Here is a 21,041-nt window from a genome sequence, read left to right on the forward strand (position 1 = left end):
CAAGGTTAAATAGAGAAATATTACTGCATTATTTCTTTTTCAGAAAAATTCTATCAACATTCTTAATTCATGATAAAATAGAATACATGATTGCTTTTTCGGGTTCGAAGGAGTTAATTCCTTCATTGAACGGCGGAAAAGTCTATTTTATTAGTATTTTTTGCTTGGAAAAACTATATAAGTTATTTTATGGGTTTGAAAGTAGGTGACAAAGTGGGAAAAATTATTGCGATTGCGAATCAAAAAGGCGGAGTTGGAAAGACAACAACCTCTGTTAATCTGGGTGCATGCCTTGCATACATAGGAAAAAAAGTGCTTCTCGTCGATACAGATCCTCAGGGAAATGCGACAAGTGGTGTTGGAATTGATAAAGCTGACGTAGAACAATGCATTTATGATGTCCTCGTTGATGATGTCGAGGCCAATAAGGTGATCCATCCGACTTCTGTTGAGAACCTGTTTACGATTCCTGCAACGATCCAGCTCGCAGGGGCAGAAATAGAGCTTGTTCCGACCATCTCAAGGGAAGTGCGCTTGAAGCGAGCGCTCGAAGAAGTTAAAGATAACTTTGATTATATATTGATTGATTGTCCGCCATCCTTGGGATTACTGACGCTGAATGCTTTGACCGCTTCTGATGCAGTCATTATCCCGGTCCAGTGTGAGTACTATGCACTCGAAGGGCTGAGCCAGCTTCTTAATACAGTTCGCCTAGTCCAGAAGCATTTGAACCAGGACTTAAAAATAGAAGGTGTATTGCTGACCATGCTTGATGCGCGTACGAATTTAGGTCTGCAAGTAATCGAGGAAGTAAAGAAATACTTCCAAGACAAGGTTTATAAAACCATAATTCCACGGAATGTCCGTCTAAGTGAAGCTCCCAGCCATGGTGAGCCAATTATCATTTATGATCCGAAGTCCCGCGGGGCCGAGGTTTACTTAGATCTTGCAAAGGAAGTGGTTGCAAATGGCTAAAGGCTTAGGAAAAGGATTGAATGCTTTCTTTAACATGGAAGCTGATAAAGAAGAGAAGGTCCAGGAAATAAGCATTAATGAAATAAGGCCGAATCCTTATCAACCGCGGAAAGTTTTCCAAAAAGAAGCGATAGAAGAATTGAAGCTGTCCATCCAGGAACACGGAATCCTTCAGCCAATCATTGTGAGAAAAACAATCAAGGGATTTGAAATCGTCGTTGGTGAAAGACGCTTCCGAGCGGCAAAAGAAGCTAAACTTGAAACTGTCCCTGCTGTTGTCCGTGAATTTAACGAGCAGCAGATGATGGAACTTGCGGTACTTGAAAACCTGCAGCGAGAAGACCTGAACCCAATTGAAGAGGGGATTGCTTATCAGACTTTGATCGAGAAGCTGAAGCTTACGCAGGAAGAATTGGCCAAGAGACTCGGAAAAAGCAGACCGCATTTAGCGAACCATATCCGCCTGTTGTCATTGCCGCCAAAAATCCAGCAGCTCATTTCAGATGGCAAGATTTCAATGGGGCATGGACGCGCGCTGCTTGGCTTAAGAAAGAAGGACAAACTGCCGGTCCTTGTGGAAAAAACCCTCAAAGAAGGATTGAATGTCCGTCAGCTGGAGCAGCTGATCCAGCAAATGAACGAAATTGTTCCACGTGAAACATCAAAACCGAAAGAAACAAAAGACGTGTTTATCCGTGAACGGGAAACCTCGCTTCGCGAGCGGTTCGGCACGACTGTCAATATCAAGCAATCCAAAAATAAAGGGAAAATTGAAATCGAGTTTTTCTCAAAAGATGATCTTAATAGGATCCTGGAACTTTTGGACCAGCAAAACTCCTAAGCTATCAATATGATGGCTTCTTTTTTTAATAGTTTTGTTGGAATTTCATTTTGAAAGCTTCTTAAAAAGGCTGTGGGGATAAGTCAGAAAAAAGCTTTTGTAGAACAGAATTCCCACTCCACAAGCTCTAAAATCAACATTGAATACTACCCTTCCAAATAAATAATAAAAAATAGGTGAAAGAAATGTTTTTACTTGGCACCATTGTAAATGGATTATTGATTATCATCGGAACATTGCTGGGAAGGCTTTTGACGAGGATTCCTGAAAACATGAAGGCGACTGTCATGCATGGTATTGGCCTATCAGTAATTGTATTAGGGTTGCAAATGGGCTTTAAGAGTGCCAATTTCCTGATTGTTATTTTAAGCCTTGTAATAGGAGCGGTCCTGGGAGAAGCCTGGAAGCTGGAAGATAAGCTCAATTCAGTTGGTGACTGGCTTGAACGCAGGCTGGGATCCAAAGGGGAAGGCAGCATATCGCAGGGATTTGTTACGGCTACGCTTATTTTTGTCATCGGTGCGATGGCGATTATCGGCGCTTTGGATAGCGGTATTCGCGGCGATCATGATGTCCTTTATACGAAGGCGATCATTGACGGCTTTACTGCATTGATCCTCACAACAACACTAGGAATAGGTGTCCTTTTTTCAGCCATACCAGTCATGCTGTATCAGGGAATAATCGCTTTATTTGCGACACAAATTGATAAGCTGATTCCACAAGCACTGATGGACAGCTTCATCCTGGAGATGACCGCTACAGGGGGCGTAATGATTTTAGCTATTGGTTTGAACCTGATTGGATTGACAAAAATCAGGGTTGCGAACCTTCTTCCAGGGATCCTGGTGACAGCTATACTTGTCACCATTACTCATTACATGATAGGCGTGTGATTTGACTGGCACATAAAAAGGAAGGAATCATTGAATTGATCCTTCCTTTTTATCATTCCGCAACGGTGGGTTGTTCCGTTTCCAAATCCCAGCTCAATTTAGGCCATTCCTGCTTCTTTGGGAATTGCAGGCTGCTTTCTGAAATACCGTTTGCGATGGTTTTCGCCATTTTTAAAACAAGATTCAACCTTGTATTTTGCAAAACGAAAAACTCCATAAAGCCACTGACATTGACGATTCCGGTAATATGCATATTTCCCACTTCTGGAAGATCCTTATTTACCCCGGCACCTGGTTTGACAGGCCCGTTGCCTACCTGGATGGAACCAACGCTTTTTAAACGGCCCAGGCACGCATCAATGCCAATGATAAATGGATTGAAGTGCTTTTGTTTGATTTCTGCTAATTTTTCTTCCATATTTACTGCATGGATAGGATCATCGAGGGTCCCATACACATGGTAAGGGGCAATATCTTTTTCCTGCAGCAGAGTGCCAATCAGCGGACCCAATGAATCACCGGTGGAGCGGTCGGTTCCAATACAGACAAAAACGATGGGACGAGCGCTAAGATTAGGCAAAAGGTCCAGGATCTCTCCAGCCAGCTTTTCTGCAGCCAGGTCATCTTCGTGGTTAATCTTTGCCACGCTGTTTTTTCGCTCGAAAAAATGGTTTTTGAGATTCATTGGATCCACTCCTTAAAAATTCGTACTATTAGTATACGGACTTTTTTTGTAATCTATACATACCTGTTAACAGAAAGATTTAAACAGGGTCTTTTGGAGTAGAGGTGTTGGGGACAAGGTATAAATACCTATTATATGTCTATAAGAAAAATATTGTTTTTGGGTCTATTCGAAAATGGATTTGTTATTGTAATATAGTAATTTAACGGTTATGTTAGCTTTTAGACACGGTTGCCAGCAAAAAATGTTTTTTGAAGTAAATGAATGAAATCTTTATGGTTAACTGTTAATATTTCTTTAAGACTCTTTACTGTGAAGCAGTCTTCTACTTATTATAACTCTTGTTAAAATGGGCAACAAACAGCATTATTATCTTCAGGCAGGTGAAAAATATGAGCACGGCACAAGAAAGTTTGACAAAGACGGAAGCGTTTTTTAATAAAGTCAGCCAAAAGCTTATGGATGAAAATCTTTGGTTCGCTATTGGTGAAAGTGTTCTTAAAATAATCGCAATCCTGATCATTTCCGGATTGCTGATCCGTATCGGCAAGATTGCAATCCATAACTTTTTCAAGGTTAGGACTAGGGCACCTTTAAGGATTTCCGAACGTCGTGAAGCAACATTAATGAAGCTGCTGGAAAATATCCTTTCCTACGCAGTTTACTTTATTTCGATCATGATGATTCTTTCGGCACTAACCATAAATGTCCAGGCTATGCTTGCCGGGGCTGGTATAGTGGGTCTGGCTGTCGGTTTCGGGGCGCAAAGCCTGGTCAAGGACATCATTACCGGGTTCTTCATCATTTTTGAAGATCAATTCTCAGTAGGTGATTATGTAAGAATTGGCCCATTTGAAGGAACTGTGGAGGAAATTGGGCTTAGGACGACGAAGATTAAAAGCTTTACGGGAGAAATTAATATTCTGCCAAATGGAAGCATTATAGAAGTTACGAATTTCTCGCTTTACAACAGTGTCGCAGTTCTTGATATTGGCATCGCATATGAAGGAAATATTGAATACGCTGAAAAAGTGCTGCAGGAATATCTGGAGACTACTACAGAAAAATACCCAGAGCTAGTAAAGGATCCAGAACTGTTGGGTGTCCAGCAATTCGGTGCTTCTGAGGTTGTTCTTCGCATTGTCGCCGAGACTCTTCCAATGAAGCATTGGTATATTGGAAGACAGCTTCGCAAGGATATCAAGCTGGTCCTTGATGAACACGGAATTGAGATTCCATTCCCAAGAATGGTCATGTACTCACGCCAGGAAGGCGCTGGGCAGAAAGAACTCGGAAAATAAACAGGGGGTTTTGAATTTGGATCACGAGTTTCAACTTAATGATGTTGTTGAAATGAAAAAACCACATCCTTGCGGAACCAACAAGTGGAAAATCATCCGTCTTGGCATGGACATCCGAATCAAATGTGAAGGCTGCCAGCACAGTGTCTTAATTCCAAGAAAAGAATTCACGCGAAAAGTGAAGAAGCTTTTATTGAAGCAGGAAGATTAATCCTGCTTCTTTTTTTATCTTTCTTATATTATTCTTATTATTAAAACAATCGACACTTAAAAAGTTAGACAAATAGATAAAACATGGGGAGATGAGGCAGTGGCAACAGTACATCACTCAGCTTGTCCGTTGAATTGCTGGGACAGCTGCGGATTCCTAGTGACCGTCGAGGATGGTAAAGTAACGAAGGTCGAGGGCAACCCTGAGCATCCAATCACACAAGGAAAGATTTGCGGCCGCGGCAGGATGCTTGAGAATCGGACTAATTCAGAAGATCGTTTGCTATATCCACTGAAAAAAATTGGCGGCAGTTTTCAGCGAATATCATGGAAACAGGCGCTCGATGAAATTGCTGAAAAACTAGCTTTTTATAAAGAATCACTCGGATCGACATCGGTTTTGCACAGTCATGACTATGCCAACAGCGGCCTGCTTTCCAATTTGGACAGCCGATTTTTCAATCTGTATGGCGGAGTGACGGAATTGACAGGATCAATTTGCTGGGGAGCAGGAATCGAAGCGCAAAACTGGGATTTCGGTGATGCTTACAGTCATGCACCTGAAGATTTGGCAAACAGCAAGCATGTGGTCATTTGGGGCAGGAATGTAGCCCGGACAAATATGCACCTTTTCCAAAACCTGCAGGCAGTTAAAAAGAATGGAACAAAAATTTATGTCATCGACCCGATTTATAATGCGACTGCGAAACTTGCGAATGAATATATTTCAATCAAACCAGGGTTCGACGGACTTTTAGCCGCAGGAATCATGAAGGAATTACTGAGATTGAATTTGCAGGATGAGGAATTCTTGGCGAATTACACAGTTGGGTTCCAACATTTAAAGGCGTTATTAGACAGCGTTACTTTAGAATATATCAGTGAAGTGACTGAAGTATCGGCTGATGTCATCACCCATTTGGCTGAAATCTACGCTGACCGTCCGGTATCAACAATCATGGGCCTTGGGATGCAGCGCTATGAAAATGGCGGAAATACGATCCGGCTGCTTGATGCATTAGCAGCAGTCAGCGGCAACATTGGTATTCCTGGAGGCGGCGCCAATTATGCAAATAAGCAGGTGGGGCAAAGCTTTGCTTATAATGAAATGGCGCTGCCTGAACGGAAGACAGCAGCACGTTCATTCACTATGATGAGGCAGGCGGAAGGGATTTTATCTGCGATTGATCCTGAAATTAAAATGGGAATCGTCACTTGCGGAAATCCGCTGACCCAGGTTCCGGATACAAATAAGGTGAAAGAGGCTTTTTCATCACTTGAAACCTTGGTGGTCATTGACCAGTATATGACTGATACAGCTGTGCTTGCAGACTATGTCCTGCCAGCTGCAACGGCTTTCGAAGTAGAAGATGTGTATTATTCCTCGATGTACCATCACTATGTGAACCACGGTCCAAAGCTCGTCGAACCCCCTGGTGAAGCAAAACCGGATGCCTGGATTTGGGCTGAGCTGGCGAATCGGTTGGGCTTTGGCGAGGAATTTAATTTTACAAGAGAAGAATTCATGAAGATGGGTCTGTCTTCATTGGCGGAAAAGGGAATTACTTTGGAGAAAATCCGCACGGAAAAATTTGCGGAGCTGCCAGTAGATAAAATTCCGTGGGCAGACAGAAACTTTAAAACGCCAAGCGGCAAGTATGAATTCACAGCTTCAGCTGCTCCTGACGGAAAAGTCAAGCTGTCGCTGCCATCAGAATCAAAATGGACGAATCCAGCGCTTGCTGAAAAGTACCCTTATTCATTGCTGACGATCCATCCGCTGCGATCCAATCATTCGCAGCATTTTCACCTGTTTCAGCCTGAGCCATATGTGAAAGTGGAAATAGCTAGTAGCGTGGCTGCTGAAAAGGGGTTGAAGGAGCAGGACCATGTCCGCGTGTGGAATGACAGAGGCGAGATCCATGGAAAGGTTGCAGTCCTAAAGGCTGCCCACCCGGGAACCGTGAATATTGACGAAGGATTGAGCGCCCGGTTTGGCGGATCCGTCAACCAACTGACCTCCAGCAGGGAATCAGATAACGGCCTCGGCAGCACACTCTACGATTGCCTGGTGAACATTGAAAAACTTGAAAAAGATTAATGAAAGCACTGCCGCACTTTATTGAGAGTGCGGCGTTTCTTTTGAGGTGAACCGGATTCTGCACATTGGAGCCCTAAAATTCAGGGAAAAACTGAAAAAAGAGGTCACCAATGTGGCTTATGGAGCCCTCAAATTCAGGAAAATCGAAAAAGAGGTCACCAATGTGGCTTATTGGAGCCCTGAAATTGAGGAAAATCGAAAAAGAGGTCACCAATGTGGCCTATTAGCGCCCTAAAATTCAGGGGAAACGAAAAAGAGGTCACCAATGTGGCTTATTGGAGCCCTCAAATTCAGGAAAAAGTCGAAAAAGAGGTCGCCAATGTGGCTTATTGGAGCCCTAAAATTAAGGGGAATCGAAAAAGAGGTCACCAATGTGGCTTATTGGCGCCCTAAAATACAGGGAAATCGAAAAAGAGGTCACCAATGGGGTTTATTGGAGCCCTAAAATACAGGAAAATCGAAAAGAGGTCGCCAATGTGGCTTATTGGCGCCCTAAAATTGAGGAAAATCGAAAAAGAGGTCGCCAATGTGGCTAATTGGCGCCATAAAAATCAGGAAAACCGAAAAAGAGGTCACCAATGTGGCTTATTGGAACCCTGAAATACAAGAAAACTGAAAAAGAGGTCACCAATAGGGGTCCCGATATTGAGAGTAATTGTAACTATGGCTTCTTTTTTACAAGCTTGTCTTTTCCCCCGGTAATCTCTATAATTGTGAGAGGAAAAAATCGTTTAGGTGATACTAGCTTGAATAGATACATTTTTATTATAGAGGAGTGACATGGATGGCCTTAACAGCAGGTATTGTTGGACTTCCTAACGTTGGGAAATCGACTTTGTTTAATGCGATTACACAGGCGGGTGCTGAATCAGCAAACTATCCGTTTTGTACGATTGACCCGAACGTAGGAATCGTTGAAGTTCCTGACCATCGTTTAACTAAATTGACTGAGCTTGTACAGCCGAAGAAGACTGTGCCTACAGCTTTCGAATTCACTGATATTGCCGGCATCGTTAAAGGCGCGAGCAAGGGTGAGGGATTAGGCAACAAGTTCCTATCCCATATCCGCCAGGTAGATGCAATTTGCCAGGTAGTGCGCTGCTTTGCAGATGACAATATCACTCACGTTGCAGGAAAAGTAGATCCTATTTCTGATATAGAGGTTATTAATCTTGAATTGATTCTTGCTGATCTTGAATCAGTTGAAAAAAGAATTGGCCGTGTTGAAAAGTTAGCTAAGCAAAAAGATAAGGAAGCAGCTATTGAATTCCCTATCTTAACTCGTCTTCGTGAAGCATTTGAAGCAGAACAGCCAGCACGTGCGGTTGAATTCACTGATGAAGAAATGAAAGTTGTTAAACACCTTCATCTGCTGACAATCAAGCCTATGCTTTATGTTGCAAACGTAAGTGAAGATGAAGTTGCAGATCCAGACAACAATGAATACGTCCAGAAGGTCCGCGATTTCGCAGCAAAGGAAAACGCTGAAGTCATCGTAATCTGTGCGAAAATCGAAGAAGAAATCGCTGAGCTTGAAGGCGAAGAGAAAGCGATGTTCCTTGAGGAACTAGGAATTGAAGAGTCAGGTTTGGATCAATTGATCCGTGCGGCATACAGCCTGCTTGGACTGGCTACTTACTTTACTGCTGGTGTACAGGAAGTGCGTGCATGGACATTCCGCCACGGCATGAAGGCGCCACAGTGTGCCGGCGTCATCCACTCTGACTTTGAACGTGGTTTCATCCGTGCTGAAACAGTCCATTATGATGACTTGCTTGCAGCTGGATCTATGACTGGTGCCAAGGAAGCCGGAAAAGTCCGTCTCGAAGGAAAAGAATACGAAGTGAAAGACGGAGATATCATTCACTTCCGTTTTAACGTCTAATATCACGAACCCTGCGCTAAAATGCAGGGTTTTTTATTTTTTTTGGCTTTTGCTTGAAATTTTAAATTTTAATATAATCGTACGATTAGCTTGGACAAAAACACGAACATATGTTAGTGTTTAATTATAGATTGATAATAGCTTTGAATTATGAAAAGTATAAACACTTTACATAGCATTGCTTTTGGGAAAAATCTATGATATAATTTCAACTTGTGAGTAATTAAACAATTATTCCTTGCCCTGTAATGGGGCCGTCAGACCAAAAGGAGGTGACAGTGATGAGAAAGTACGAAATTATGTACATCATCCGCCCAAATATTGAAGAGGAAGCTAAAAAGGCTCTTACTGAGCGTTTCAGTGGAATTTTAACAGAAAACGGTGCGGAAGTTTCAGAAGCTAAAGAATGGGGCAAACGCCGTCTTGCTTATGAAATCAATGATTTTCGTGATGGCTACTACCAACTTGTAAAAGTTAATGCAGAGCCAGCAGCAGTTGAGGAATTCTCTCGTCTTGCTAAGATCAGCGAAGATATCATTCGCCACATCGTTATTAAAGAAGAAGAATAAATTAAAATTGATATAGACTTCCAGCTGAAAGTTTCACGTGAAACAGTGCTGAAGTAAAGGAGTTGATTCTGATGATGAATCGTGTCGTTCTTGTAGGTCGTTTGACTAAGGATCCTGAATTACGTTTCACACCAAATGGAGTGGCCGTTGCTACTTTTACTCTTGCGGTAAATCGTGCATTTACCAACCAGCAGGGTGAAAGAGAAGCTGATTTCATTAACTGTGTAGTATGGCGCCGTCCTGCTGAAAATGTTGCTAACTTCTTGAAGAAGGGCAGCCTTGCAGGTGTAGACGGACGTGTACAAACTCGCAGCTATGATGGACAAGATGGCAAGCGTGTTTACGTTACTGAAATTTTGGCTGAAAGTGTTCAGTTCCTTGAACCAAAAGGCCAAGGTCAAGCTTCAGACGGAGGGAATAACTATTCCCGCCAAAATGATCAGGGTTCTCCGTTTGGGAATCAGAATCAACGCCAACAAAATCAAGGTTATACAAAAGTAGATGAGGATCCATTTGCAGGTGGCGGCCAGATCGACATTTCAGATGATGATCTTCCATTCTAATATAAACTCGGACTTATTATAAAAAACAAGGAGGGAAATGACCATGGCAATGGGTGGACGCAGAGGCGGACGTGCAAAACGCCGTAAAGTTTGCTACTTCACAGCAAACGGAATCACTAAGATCGATTATAAAGATACTGATCTTTTGAAAAAATTCATCTCTGAGCGCGGTAAGATTTTACCACGCCGTGTAACTGGAACTAGCGCTAAATATCAGCGTAAATTGACAGTTGCAATCAAACGTTCTCGTCAAATGGCATTACTGCCATACGTTTCAGGCGAATAATGATCGGTTTTTAAAAGGCAGCGGGGCATCCCGCTGCCTTTTATATTAGTATTTGGGTTATTGCATTTGGCGCATCGGTTGATTGTCGACTGTTTTGTGGCTAAAATAGTTCTTAACGGTTATTTTATACTTATATTAAAGTATACCTATTTTGTCTAGCTCCAGCGCCTAGTCCCTCGGGTTCGCATCGGTCCATTCAATGAGGTCAAAGAAACGACTTCACCGCGTGGCCGGCTTGTGCTTTTCGGGGCTGATCCAGGTGCTTGTGCTTTTCTAGTAAGAGGTGGATGATGAAAAATACATATAAGCTGACAGAAGGGTCCATACTGTTGGCGATTTTCGCTGTTTTGTTATTGATTACCTTATACGTCCCTGGACTTGGCTTAGTGGTGAATTTCTTTTTGTCTCTGCCATTCCTGCTTTTCGGTGCAAAACATGATTGGAAAAGCACAGCTGTTTTTACCCTTGCTGCTGTCCTTCTGTCAATGATTCTTGGTTCCTTTTTGGCGATGCCCCTTGCTTTTGCATACGGTACTACCGGTGCAGTAATGGGCTATATGGTCAGGGAAGGGAAAAGTAAACTGGCTGTTTTTATTGCTGGTTCAGTCGTGTTTCTTGTTAATATTGTGGCACAATATGCCGTATCCGTTGTGTTGTTTAAAATTAATTTTATTGAAGAATTGTTGGGCATTTTCCGTTCTTCAGTAGACCAATCGATAAAAATGCTTGAACAACTTGGGCAGGCGCCTGATGAAAAGCTGATCAAGCAGTTTGAGCAAATGGTTGATATGATGGAAACTTTAATGCCAAGCATGTTTGTCATGGCATCATTCATGGTCGTTTTCATTCTTCAGCTTGTATCATTTCCATTTCTTAAGCGCTTCGGTGTAAATGTGCCGAAATGGCGGCCATTCAGGGAATTGACCTTGCCTAAAAGTATTTTATGGTATTACCTTTTTACGATGATTGCTGCAATTCTCATCCAACCGGAGAAGGGAACATATTGGTTTTGGGTGATTTCAAACCTATCGTTCATCTTGCAGATGCTCATGGTACTCCAGGGTTTGTCCTTGGTGTTCTATTTTACTCATGCTAAGGGCTATCCTAAGGCTGTGCCAATTGTCGTGACTGTCCTTATTTTCCTTCTGCCTTTTGTTCTTTATATTGTTAGGATATTAGGTATAATTGATTTAGGGTTTGACTTAAGAAGACGTCTTGGGGAGAAGAAGTAATCAGAAACTACCGCTTTAGGAGCTGAGCACATGCCTTCTTATTTAGAGAGGCGGCAAATACGTTATCCATTGTATGGATTGATGGCCGTAACACTGGTGCTGATAGGGTTGCTGTCTTACTATAACTGGATTATAGGGGCAGCGGGCTTCATTCTCACCGGCCTGTTGATATATCTTATTTTTCAAGTGAACCATAAAATCAGGCAAGAGACGGACGCGTACATCTCAACCTTATCTTATAGGGTGAAAAAAGTCGGCGAAGAAGCACTGATGGAAATGCCCATCGGAATCATGCTGATCAACGACGATTATTATATCGAATGGACCAACCCTTTCATCGCTTCATGTTTTAATGAAGACACGCTTGTCGGCAGATCTTTGTACGATGTCGCAGATGCAGTCATTCCGCTTATTAAGCAAGAGGTCGAAACAGAGATCATAAGCCTTCACGACCGGAAATTCAGGGTCATCCACAAGCCTGAGGAACGTCTTCTTTATTTCTTTGATGTTACAGAACAGGCAGAAATAGAGAAAATGTATCATGATGAGCGTACAGTTATTTCGATTATTTATCTCGATAACTATGAAGAACTGACTCAGGGAATGGATGATCAGACAAAAAGCAGCCTGAACAGCCTCGTAACATCCATTTTAAATAAATGGGCAACGAATAATGGTGTGTTCCTTAAAAGGGTTTCTTCGGAAAGATTTATCGCAGTTTTTAGTGAACATATTCTGCAATTACTGGAGAAGGGCAAATTCACAATTCTTGATGAAGTAAGGGAAACTACCTCCAAGCAAAATGTGCCGCTTACATTGAGCATTGGTGTAGGTACCGGATACTCATCTCTGCCGGAACTTGGTTCACAGGCACAGTCCAGCCTGGACCTTGCTTTAGGCCGTGGCGGAGACCAGGTGGCTATTAAGCAGCCAAATGGAAAAGTGAAGTTCTACGGCGGCAAGACGAATCCAGTTGAAAAGCGTACGAGGGTCAGGGCAAGGGTCATTTCCCATGCTTTGAAAGAGTTAGTCATTGAAAGCGACAAAGTTTTAATAATGGGCCATAAGAATCCTGATATGGATTCAATCGGCTCTGCCATCGGAATCCTCAAAGTAGCACAAATGAATAAGCGTGAAGGATTCATTGTCTACAATAAAAATGAAATTGATACTGGCGTACATCGATTGATGGAAGAAATAAAGCAAAATGAGGCATTATACTCGCGGTTTATTTCACCGGAGCAGGCATATGAAATTGCCTCGGATGACACTTTGCTGGTTGTAGTTGATACTCACAAGCCTTCTCTTGTCATTGATGAAAGGCTGCTGAACCGTATAGAAAACGTCGTCGTGATCGACCATCACCGGAGAGGTGAAGAGTTCATTAAAAATCCGCTGCTTGTCTATATGGAGCCTTACGCATCATCGACAGCGGAGCTAGTGACAGAGCTGCTTGAATACCAGCCGAAGAACGGCAAAATACAGATGCTTGAAGCCACAGCATTATTGGCAGGAATCATTGTTGATACTAAAAGCTTTACGCTAAGAACAGGCGCGCGTACATTTGATGCTGCTTCATACTTGCGCAGTCATGGCGCGGATACGGTCCTTGTACAAAAGTTCTTAAAAGAGGATATCAATACGTATATTAAAAGAGCCAAAATCATCGAGAATGTTTATTTTTACAGGGGTGGAATTGTCATCTCGAAGGGCAAGGATGATGTTTACTGTGACCAGGTGCTGATTGCGCAGGCTGCAGATACTCTCCTTACAATGGACGGAGTGACAGCTTCATTCGTTATATCAAAAAAGACCGACCATACAATTGGAGTCAGTGCCAGGTCTCTTGGCGAGATTAATGTCCAGGTAGTCATGGAACACCTGGAAGGCGGCGGTCATTTAACAAATGCAGCCACCCAGCTGTATGATATGACAATCGAAGAAGCGGAGACTCTTTTGAAAAGTGCGATAGATGATTATTTAGAAGGGGGACAAAAACAATGAAAGTAATCTTTTTGAAGGATGTTAAAGGAAAAGGCAAGAAAGGCGAAATCAAAAACGTTGCAGACGGATATGCACATAACTTCTTAATTAAGCAGGGGCTGGCTGTCGAAGCAAACCAGGGAGCATTAAGCTCTTTAACTGCACAGCAGAAAAAAGAAGAAAAAATGGCCCAGCAGGAAATAGAAGACGCAAAAGTTTTAAAGGAAACTCTTGAAAAAGTGACTGTAGAGCTAACCGCAAAATCTGGAGAAGACGGCCGTTTATTCGGCTCAATCACGAGTAAGCAGATTGCTGATGAGCTTCAAAAAGCACATGGCATCAAGCTGGACAAAAGAAAAATCGAACTTCAGGATGCCATCCGTACCCTTGGCTACACTAAGGTTCCGGTCAAACTTCATAAAGAAGTTCAAGCTACTTTGAATGTACATGTAAAAGAAGGTAAATAATTTACAGTTCCATATAATCATAAACATGATAAAATAATATAGTTAAAGAAAATTGGTGATCGGTACTGCTGGTCACTTTTTTTCTGTTAAAAGAGAGATTTCCTTTGTAAGGGGGCAGGCAGATGAGTGAATTATTCGCGGATCGACTTCCGCCGCAAAATATGGAAGCGGAACAAGCCGTACTTGGTGCAATATTCTTAGAGCCATCAGCTTTGACTCTTGCTTCAGAAATTTTAATTCCTGAAGATTTCTATCGTGTAGCGCACCAGAAGATCTTCAATGTCATGTTGAATTTAAGTGACAAAGGAAAAGCCATCGACTTGGTAACAGTGACAGAAGAACTGGCTTCATCCAAACTGATCGAAGATGTTGGCGGCGTCAGTTATTTAAGTGAATTGGCTGCATCGGTCCCGACTGCAGCAAATATAGAGTATTATGCTAGAATTGTAGAAGAAAAAGCGTTGCTGAGAAGGCTGATCCGTACGGCTTCAGGCATTGCCGAAGACGGTTATATGCGTGAAGATGAAGTGGAAGCATTGCTTGCTGAAGCAGAAAAGAACATCATGGAGGTTGCCCAGCGCAAAGGTGCCGGAGCCTTTCATAATATAAAAGACGTCCTTGTAAGGACTTACGATAATATCGAGGAAATGCATAACCGCAAAGGCGATATAACCGGACTGGAGACTGGATTTACCGAGCTGGATCGAATGACAGCTGGCTTCCAGCGAAACGATCTTATCATCGTTGGTGCCCGTCCATCCGTGGGTAAAACAGCTTTCGCATTGAATATTGCCCAAAATGTTGCTAAGAAAACAGGGGAAAACGTTGCGATTTTCAGTTTGGAGATGGGCGCAGAACAGCTGGTTATGCGTGTGCTTTGTGCTGAGGGCAACATTGATGCACAAAGGCTTCGTACTGGTTCCCTGACAGAAGAAGACTGGGGAAAGCTAACGATGGCAATGGGCAGTCTGTCAAACTCAGGGATTTTCATTGATGATACACCTGGTGTCCGAATTACCGATATCCGGTCTAAATGCCGTCGTTTAAAGCAGGAGCATGGCCTCGGCATGATTATGATTGACTATTTGCAGCTGATTTTGGGGAGCGGCCGTGCTGGAGAAAACCGTCAGCAGGAAGTATCTGAGATTTCGCGTTCACTTAAGCAATTGGCTCGTGAACTGCAGGTCCCGGTTATTGCCTTGTCCCAGTTATCCCGTGGAGTGGAACAACGGCAGGATAAGCGTCCGATGATGTCGGATATCCGTGAATCCGGATCCATCGAGCAGGATGCCGATATTGTTGCTTTCCTATACCGTGATGACTATTATGACAAAGAATCAGAAAGCAAGAATATCATTGAAATTATCATCGCTAAACAGCGTAATGGACCGACTGGTACAGTACAGCTTGCTTTTGTAAAAGAATATAATAAATTCGTCAATATCGAGCAAAGGTATGATGAATCATACGCTCCACCAGGGGCATAATGAGAATTAATCCGTTTTGGATTGATTCTTTTTTTTTGCCTAAAAAATGCATAGGATATTACGAACAAATAAATTAAATACAGATTAAAATGTTCGTGTTTAGTTGACTTTTTATCCGTGATGCTGGTAAACTTTATATGTTTGAAGCGGAAAAGAATTTACCGTATACCTTTGGAGGTGCTTTTTATATGTCATCAGTAGTAGTAGTAGGGACACAATGGGGAGACGAAGGAAAAGGAAAAATCACTGACTTCCTGTCTGAAAATGCAGAAGTGATTGCCCGTTACCAGGGTGGAAATAACGCTGGCCATACCATAAAATTCAATGGTGAAACATATAAACTGCATTTAATTCCATCAGGAATTTTTTATAAAGAGAAAATCAGCGTAATCGGCAACGGCATGGTCGTTGACCCAAAAGCGCTCATAAAAGAGCTGGCATATCTACATGATAAGGGTGTTTCAACTGATAATTTGCGCATCAGCAATCGCGCACATGTCATCCTTCCTTACCACCTGAAGCTTGATGAAGTCGAAGAGGCAAGCAAAGGGGCTAATAAAATTGGCACGACTAAAAAAGGAATTGGACCTGCTTACATGGATAAAGCAGCGCGTATCGGCATTCGAATCGCAGACCTGCTTGACCGTGAAGCATTTGAAGAAAAGCTCACACGCAACCTTGAGGAAAAAAACCGCCTATTTGAACGTATTTATGAAACAGAAGGCTTTAAGATTGAAGATATCCTCGAAGAGTATTTTGACTATGGACAACAGATCAAACATTATGTTGTCGATACATCCGTTGTTTTGAACGATGCACTCGATGAAGGACGCCGCGTGTTGTTCGAAGGTGCCCAGGGTGTCATGCTCGATATTGACCAGGGGACATACCCATTTGTTACTTCATCCAACCCAGTTGCCGGCGGAGTAACGATTGGTTCAGGAGTAGGGCCGACGAAAATCACCCACATTGTAGGAGTATCTAAGGCATATACAACACGTGTAGGCGATGGCCCATTCCCTACAGAGCTTGATAATGAAATCGGCCACCAGATCCGTGAAGTGGGCCGTGAATACGGAACAACGACAGGCCGCCCGCGCCGTGTCGGCTGGTTTGACAGTGTCGTTGTCCGCCATGCCCGCCGTGTCAGCGGAATCACTGATCTTTCATTAAACTCAATCGATGTATTGACTGGAATTGAGACACTGAAGATTTGTGTGGCATACCGTTACAAAGGTGAGTTGATCGAAGAGTTCCCGGCAAGCCTGAAGATGCTGGCAGAATGCGAGCCAGTTTACGAGGAGCTTCCAGGCTGGACAGAAGATATCACAGGAGTAAAAACCCTCGATGAGCTTCCTGCGAACGCAAGGCATTACCTGGAGCGTATTTCACAGCTTACAGGCATCCCATTGTCCATCTTCTCAGTAGGCCCTGACCGCACACAGACAAACGTCGTGCGCAGCCCTTGGAGATCATAATAATAGTTTATAAAAATCCCCCGCTGGAATGAGCGGGGGATTTTTATAATTGTTATTTTAAAAGTCAGTATAAGGTAATTGCACGATATTGATTTTAAATAAAGAATTTTTCAGAAAAAAAGCAGCAAAAACAGCTTCATTATAGAAAAGAAAAAATATCAAAAAAAAATTTTAAAAAAACATATACAAATAGTAAAATGCTATGGTAATATAAACAACGTTGTCACTGATTCGACAAAAAACGATAAGCTTCATAAGTTTTTATAAGAGCCATTAGCTCAGTCAGTTGCTCGCATCCATGAATCAGCTTTAGCGGCAACTTGCGAAAAAGGCCGAAGGTCTTTTGAGCACAGTATCCAAGCAAAACTCTGTTTGGAATCAATTTCATTAAGAGCCATTAGCTCAGTCGGTAGAGCAAGTTGCTCACACCCCTGAATAATCTTCTGCGGCAACTTGCGAGAAGGACCGTAAGGTCGTTCGAGCATCGCAGATGCGAAAAACAAAACAATTTAGGGTAAACCATACAAGGTAATAATCCTAATTATACGAGCCATTAGCTCAGTCGGTAGAGCATCTGACTTTTAATCAGAGGGTCGAAGGTTCGAGTCCTTCATGGCTCACCAAGGTTTTTTCAATAGCGAAAAAAGCGAAAATAACTTACATTCTATATCTGGCCCCTTGGTCAAGCGGTTAAGACACCGCCCTTTCACGGCGGTAACACGGGTTCGAATCCCGTAGGGGTCACTTTTATACATATAAATCTAAAACCGTATTAATACGGCTCAGTAAGTTGCTCGCTTCCTCGCATAATCATCTTAGGCAACTTGCGAGAAAGGCCGAAGGTCTTTTGAGCACAGATCGAAAACAATCTTAATACGGCTCAGTAGCTCAGTCGGTAGAGCAGGTTGCTCACATCATCGACTAAGCATCAGCGGCAACCTGCGAGAAAGACCGAGAGGTCATTCGAGCAAAGGACCTAAACCAAACAAGGATTAGGGAACATTTCTTATCATGGCTCAGTAGCTCAGTCGGTAGAGCAAAGGACTGAAAATCCTTGTGTCGGCGGTTCGATTCCGTCCTGAGCCATTAAAAAAGGGAGCGTGTCATTTGACATGCTCCTTTTTTTTGTTACATTCCTGTAATATTCCTGATAATTTTCCTATTATTAACATGATTGTGCTATAAATAACAGCAATGATCGTCAATAATCCTCCAAAAGTAGGGGAATATCCTATTATTACTGGGTTTTTGGCTTATTTTAAAAATTAAAATAGGTAATTTTTACGACGTATCATTCCCATATTACTGACAAAAATCGTAATAAAATGTCAGCTATTATACAATTTTGTTACATAATGAAGACTAGTATTTTTATTGATACATTTTATGGTAAAGTATAGAGGTACAATTTTCTGATAATAGTTATATAGTACTAGATTAATATAATAGTGTTTGACCGTCGTAGGAGGATCAGGATGATAAATTTTAAAAATAAGCTGTCCAGTCTTGCGGGCAAAACATCTAGAGAGATGAAGCCGGCAATCAGGAAGTCAATAATGGCTGCAGTAACTGTAGCTGCATTGTCTTTTGGTGCAGGAAGTGCTGCACATGCGGCAAATTCTAAATTAACAACCGTATATTATGTATATGTAAATGATAAGTTCGCAGGGACTGTGGCTGATAAAACTGAAGTTGAAAAGCTTGTAGAAGATAAATTAGCATCAGTTCAAAAAGAATATAAAGATCTTGATGTTGAGCTTGGCTTAGACGTTTCGTTTGTTCCTGAGCAGGTGTTCAGCTCAGCCGCCAATGCAAATACATCAGAAGTATTGAATGTTCTAAAAAACCAAATGACCGTTCAGGCGGAAGCATCAGCGCTTGCCATTGATGGTAAGCCGGTAGCATACTTGAAAGATGAAGAAGCTTCCAAGAAAGTCGTTAAAACATTGATGCTTGAATACGTTACTGAAGAAGAATTAGCTGAGGTGGAGAACAGAAGGAAATCTCCTAATCTACCAATACCCGAAGTAAAAGAAAATGAAACTCGTATATTAGACGTTCGTTTCACCCAAAATGTTTCAACTTCTGCTGAAAAAGTTAATCCTGAGCAAATTTTAACAGTTGAGGAAGCACTACAGCTGCTTAAAAAGGGTACGTTAGAAGAACAGAAATATCAGGTTAAAGATGGAGATGTTCTGGGCAGCATCGCAAGCTCACATAACTTGGAGCTGGCTCAATTACTTACCTTGAACGAAGGCTTTAAAGAAGATTCTGTTTTAAAGCCAGGCCAGGAATTGAACGTAACAGTCCTAAAGCCTTTCGTGGAGGTCATTGTTGACCGCCAGACATATGTAAAAGAAGAAGTAGCTTTCCAAAAGGAAGTCGTTGCTGACGCCAGCATGTTCAAAGGCGACACGAAAAAGAAACAAGAAGGCAAGATTGGCATAAATGGTGTCATCTATGGAATATCTGAACAAAATGGCAAGGTTGTAAAGAAGGAAACGCTTAAAAAGGTAGTCCTTCAGGAACCCGTCAAAGAGATCGTTGTCAAAGGCACAAAGGTTGTCCCTTCACGCGGTGACGGAACTTTCGTATGGCCGACTAATGGAGGGTATGTATCCAGCCAGCAGGGATACCGCTGGAACAAGATGCATAAAGGCATTGATATCGCAAGACCTAGCAATTACACAATCAAAGCAGCCGACAACGGAGTAGTTGTTTCTGCTGGGTATGATAATGGCGGATACGGCAATAAAATCATCATCGACCATCAAAATGGTTATCGCACAATGTATGCACACCTTGCATCCATATCTGTGAGCGTTGGCCAGACTGTATCACGCGGATCCAAAATTGGAATTATGGGCAGGACAGGAAATTCAACTGGCGTCCATCTTCATTTTGAAGTTTATCAAAATGGCAAACTGATCGATCCAATGTCCAAACTGAACCGTAAATAATAAAATTTAAGTCTCTAGGCGAACTAGAGACTTTTTTCATTAAAGGCTGTTTTTGCAATGATGGTTGCTTTTCGTACAAAACCTCTTTGCAGTATAAGATAGACATCGGGGCTCTTTTCTTGCTGCTCCTTAACCTGCAATGCCCTAAAGCTCGTAAATTCCAGTTGCCGATTTTTACTTTTGTTTGAGAAAGCAACAAAGTTTACGAAAAGAGCATCATAAAATTTTGCAGTTTATTTATTGTTATGGGCAGGATTGGTACAATTGGGAAGAGAAGAAATAGAAGTTATATAACAGATAAATTCAGTTTTTCACTGATTTAAAGTAAAATAGGTAGGATAGGAATTTTATAAAGATAAGAAAAAATTATATAGGATATATATTCTGGTTTTAAAAAGGAGAATGGGTATGGAGAAAAAAATCTTGGTTGTAGACGATGAAAAACCAATTGCAGATATTCTACAGTTCAATTTGAAAAAAGAAGGGTATGACGTTTATTGCGCATACGATGGGAACCAGGCAGTTGAAATGGTAGAGGAAATCCGCCCAGATTTGATTTTGCTGGATATCATGCTGCCGATGCGTGATGGCATGGAAGTCTGCCGTGAAGTCCGCAAAAAACATGAAATGCCAATCATCATGCTGACGGCTAAAGACTCTGAAATTGATAAGGTTTTGGGACTTGAGCTTGGGGCGGATGATTATGTCACAAAGCCATTCAGCACAAGGGAATTGATTGCAAGGGTAAAAGCCAACCTGCGCCGCCACCAGCAAAATGCAGTTAAGGCTGATGAGGAAGAGGAGTCCAATGAGATTAGCGTCGGCTCCCTGACGATTCACCCTGATGCTTACGTTGTTTCTAAAAGAGGCGAGACAATTGAATTAACGCATCGTGAATTCGAACTTCTCCACTACCTCGCGAAACATATCGGACAAGTCATGACAAGGGAACACTTACTGCAAACGGTTTGGGGCTATGACTATTATGGTGACGTCCGTACGGTTGATGTAACGGTAAGGCGTCTCCGTGAAAAAATTGAAGATAACCCAAGCCACCCGACATGGATCGTGACAAGACGAGGAGTAGGCTACTACTTGAGAAACTCTGAGCAGGAGTAAGGA

Annotated in this window: 18 protein-coding genes and 3 tRNA genes; 20 read left to right on the forward strand and 1 reads right to left on the reverse strand. The window is 42.2% G+C overall.

Annotation, left to right across the window (positions count from 1 at the left end):
• Window positions 1–213 precede the first annotated feature (213 nt).
• From M3204_RS08455 to M3204_RS08465, 3 genes are all read left to right on the forward strand, one after another.
• Complete coding sequence (locus tag M3204_RS08455) at window positions 214–975, forward strand: ParA family protein (protein WP_251480786.1); 762 nt, start codon at window positions 214–216, stop codon at window positions 973–975.
• Window positions 968–1,816: a ParB/RepB/Spo0J family partition protein gene (locus M3204_RS08460; protein WP_251480787.1), complete on the forward strand. Its 849-nt coding sequence runs from the start codon at window positions 968–970 to the stop codon at window positions 1,814–1,816. Before M3204_RS08455 ends, M3204_RS08460 begins: the two co-directional genes overlap by 8 nt.
• A 185-nt stretch (window positions 1,817–2,001) precedes the next feature.
• Window positions 2,002–2,712, forward strand: a complete 711-nt coding sequence (locus M3204_RS08465) for a DUF554 domain-containing protein (RefSeq protein WP_251480788.1) — start codon at window positions 2,002–2,004, stop codon at window positions 2,710–2,712.
• A gap of 52 nt (window positions 2,713–2,764) precedes the next feature.
• Here M3204_RS08465 and yyaC read toward each other — a convergent pair whose 3' ends face one another.
• Window positions 2,765–3,397 carry a spore protease YyaC gene (gene yyaC, locus M3204_RS08470; protein ID WP_251480789.1) on the reverse strand — a complete coding sequence of 211 codons (633 nt, stop codon included), beginning with the start codon at window positions 3,395–3,397 and terminating at the stop codon, window positions 2,765–2,767.
• Window positions 3,398–3,789: 392 nt separating this feature from the next.
• Between yyaC and M3204_RS08475 the strand changes: the two genes are divergently transcribed.
• The 17 genes from M3204_RS08475 to yycF all read left to right on the forward strand — a co-directional run bounded on the left by M3204_RS08475 (window position 3,790) and on the right by yycF (window position 21,038).
• Window positions 3,790–4,698, forward strand: coding sequence for a mechanosensitive ion channel family protein (locus M3204_RS08475; protein ID WP_251480790.1), 909 nt, complete (start codon window positions 3,790–3,792; stop codon window positions 4,696–4,698).
• A 10-nt stretch (window positions 4,699–4,708) separates the two neighbouring features.
• Entirely contained in the window at window positions 4,709–4,909 is a 201-nt protein-coding gene (locus M3204_RS08480; RefSeq protein ID WP_285856928.1) for a DUF951 domain-containing protein, read from the forward strand.
• A 99-nt stretch (window positions 4,910–5,008) separates the two neighbouring features.
• Complete coding sequence (locus M3204_RS08485; protein ID WP_251480791.1) at window positions 5,009–7,009, forward strand: molybdopterin-dependent oxidoreductase; 2,001 nt, start codon at window positions 5,009–5,011, stop codon at window positions 7,007–7,009.
• Window positions 7,010–7,793: 784 nt separating this feature from the next.
• Window positions 7,794–8,894, forward strand: coding sequence for a redox-regulated ATPase YchF (gene ychF / locus M3204_RS08490; RefSeq protein WP_251480792.1), 1,101 nt, complete (start codon window positions 7,794–7,796; stop codon window positions 8,892–8,894).
• A gap of 281 nt (window positions 8,895–9,175) precedes the next feature.
• Complete coding sequence (gene rpsF / locus M3204_RS08495; protein WP_251480793.1) at window positions 9,176–9,463, forward strand: 30S ribosomal protein S6; 288 nt, start codon at window positions 9,176–9,178, stop codon at window positions 9,461–9,463.
• Between the two features lie 71 nt (window positions 9,464–9,534).
• Window positions 9,535–10,026: a single-stranded DNA-binding protein gene (gene ssb, locus M3204_RS08500; protein ID WP_251480794.1), complete on the forward strand. Its 492-nt coding sequence runs from the start codon at window positions 9,535–9,537 to the stop codon at window positions 10,024–10,026.
• Between the two features lie 49 nt (window positions 10,027–10,075).
• On the forward strand, window positions 10,076–10,312 hold the full coding sequence (gene rpsR, locus M3204_RS08505; RefSeq protein WP_031307629.1) for a 30S ribosomal protein S18: 237 nt from the start codon (window positions 10,076–10,078) through the stop codon (window positions 10,310–10,312).
• A gap of 287 nt (window positions 10,313–10,599) precedes the next feature.
• Entirely contained in the window at window positions 10,600–11,544 is a 945-nt protein-coding gene (locus M3204_RS08510) for a YybS family protein (RefSeq protein ID WP_353056035.1), read from the forward strand.
• Window positions 11,545–11,574: 30 nt separating this feature from the next.
• On the forward strand, window positions 11,575–13,548 hold the full coding sequence (locus M3204_RS08515) for a DHH family phosphoesterase (RefSeq protein ID WP_251480795.1): 1,974 nt from the start codon (window positions 11,575–11,577) through the stop codon (window positions 13,546–13,548).
• The gene (gene rplI, locus M3204_RS08520) at window positions 13,545–13,994 is read left to right on the forward strand and encodes a 50S ribosomal protein L9 (RefSeq protein ID WP_251480796.1); all 450 of its coding nucleotides are present in this window, start codon (window positions 13,545–13,547) and stop codon (window positions 13,992–13,994) included. Before M3204_RS08515 ends, rplI begins: the two co-directional genes overlap by 4 nt.
• A gap of 122 nt (window positions 13,995–14,116) precedes the next feature.
• Window positions 14,117–15,481, forward strand: coding sequence for a replicative DNA helicase (gene dnaB / locus M3204_RS08525; protein ID WP_251480797.1), 1,365 nt, complete (start codon window positions 14,117–14,119; stop codon window positions 15,479–15,481).
• 188 nt (window positions 15,482–15,669) lie between these two features.
• Window positions 15,670–16,959, forward strand: a complete 1,290-nt coding sequence (locus M3204_RS08530) for an adenylosuccinate synthase (RefSeq protein ID WP_251480798.1) — start codon at window positions 15,670–15,672, stop codon at window positions 16,957–16,959.
• Window positions 16,960–17,506: 547 nt separating this feature from the next.
• Window positions 17,507–17,582 (forward strand) — tRNA-Lys (locus M3204_RS08535).
• Window positions 17,583–17,631: 49 nt separating this feature from the next.
• Window positions 17,632–17,703, forward strand: a tRNA-Glu gene (locus M3204_RS08540).
• A gap of 269 nt (window positions 17,704–17,972) precedes the next feature.
• A tRNA-Phe gene (locus M3204_RS08545) sits at window positions 17,973–18,045 on the forward strand.
• Window positions 18,046–18,434: 389 nt separating this feature from the next.
• Complete coding sequence (locus M3204_RS08550) at window positions 18,435–19,919, forward strand: M23 family metallopeptidase (protein WP_251480799.1); 1,485 nt, start codon at window positions 18,435–18,437, stop codon at window positions 19,917–19,919.
• 408 nt (window positions 19,920–20,327) lie between these two features.
• Window positions 20,328–21,038, forward strand: a complete 711-nt coding sequence (gene yycF, locus M3204_RS08555; RefSeq protein ID WP_251480800.1) for a response regulator YycF — start codon at window positions 20,328–20,330, stop codon at window positions 21,036–21,038.
• Window positions 21,039–21,041 lie beyond the last annotated feature (3 nt).

The sequence above is a fragment of the Mesobacillus subterraneus genome, from assembly GCF_023715485.1.
Lineage (GTDB): Bacteria > Bacillota > Bacilli > Bacillales > Cytobacillaceae > Mesobacillus > Mesobacillus subterraneus_B.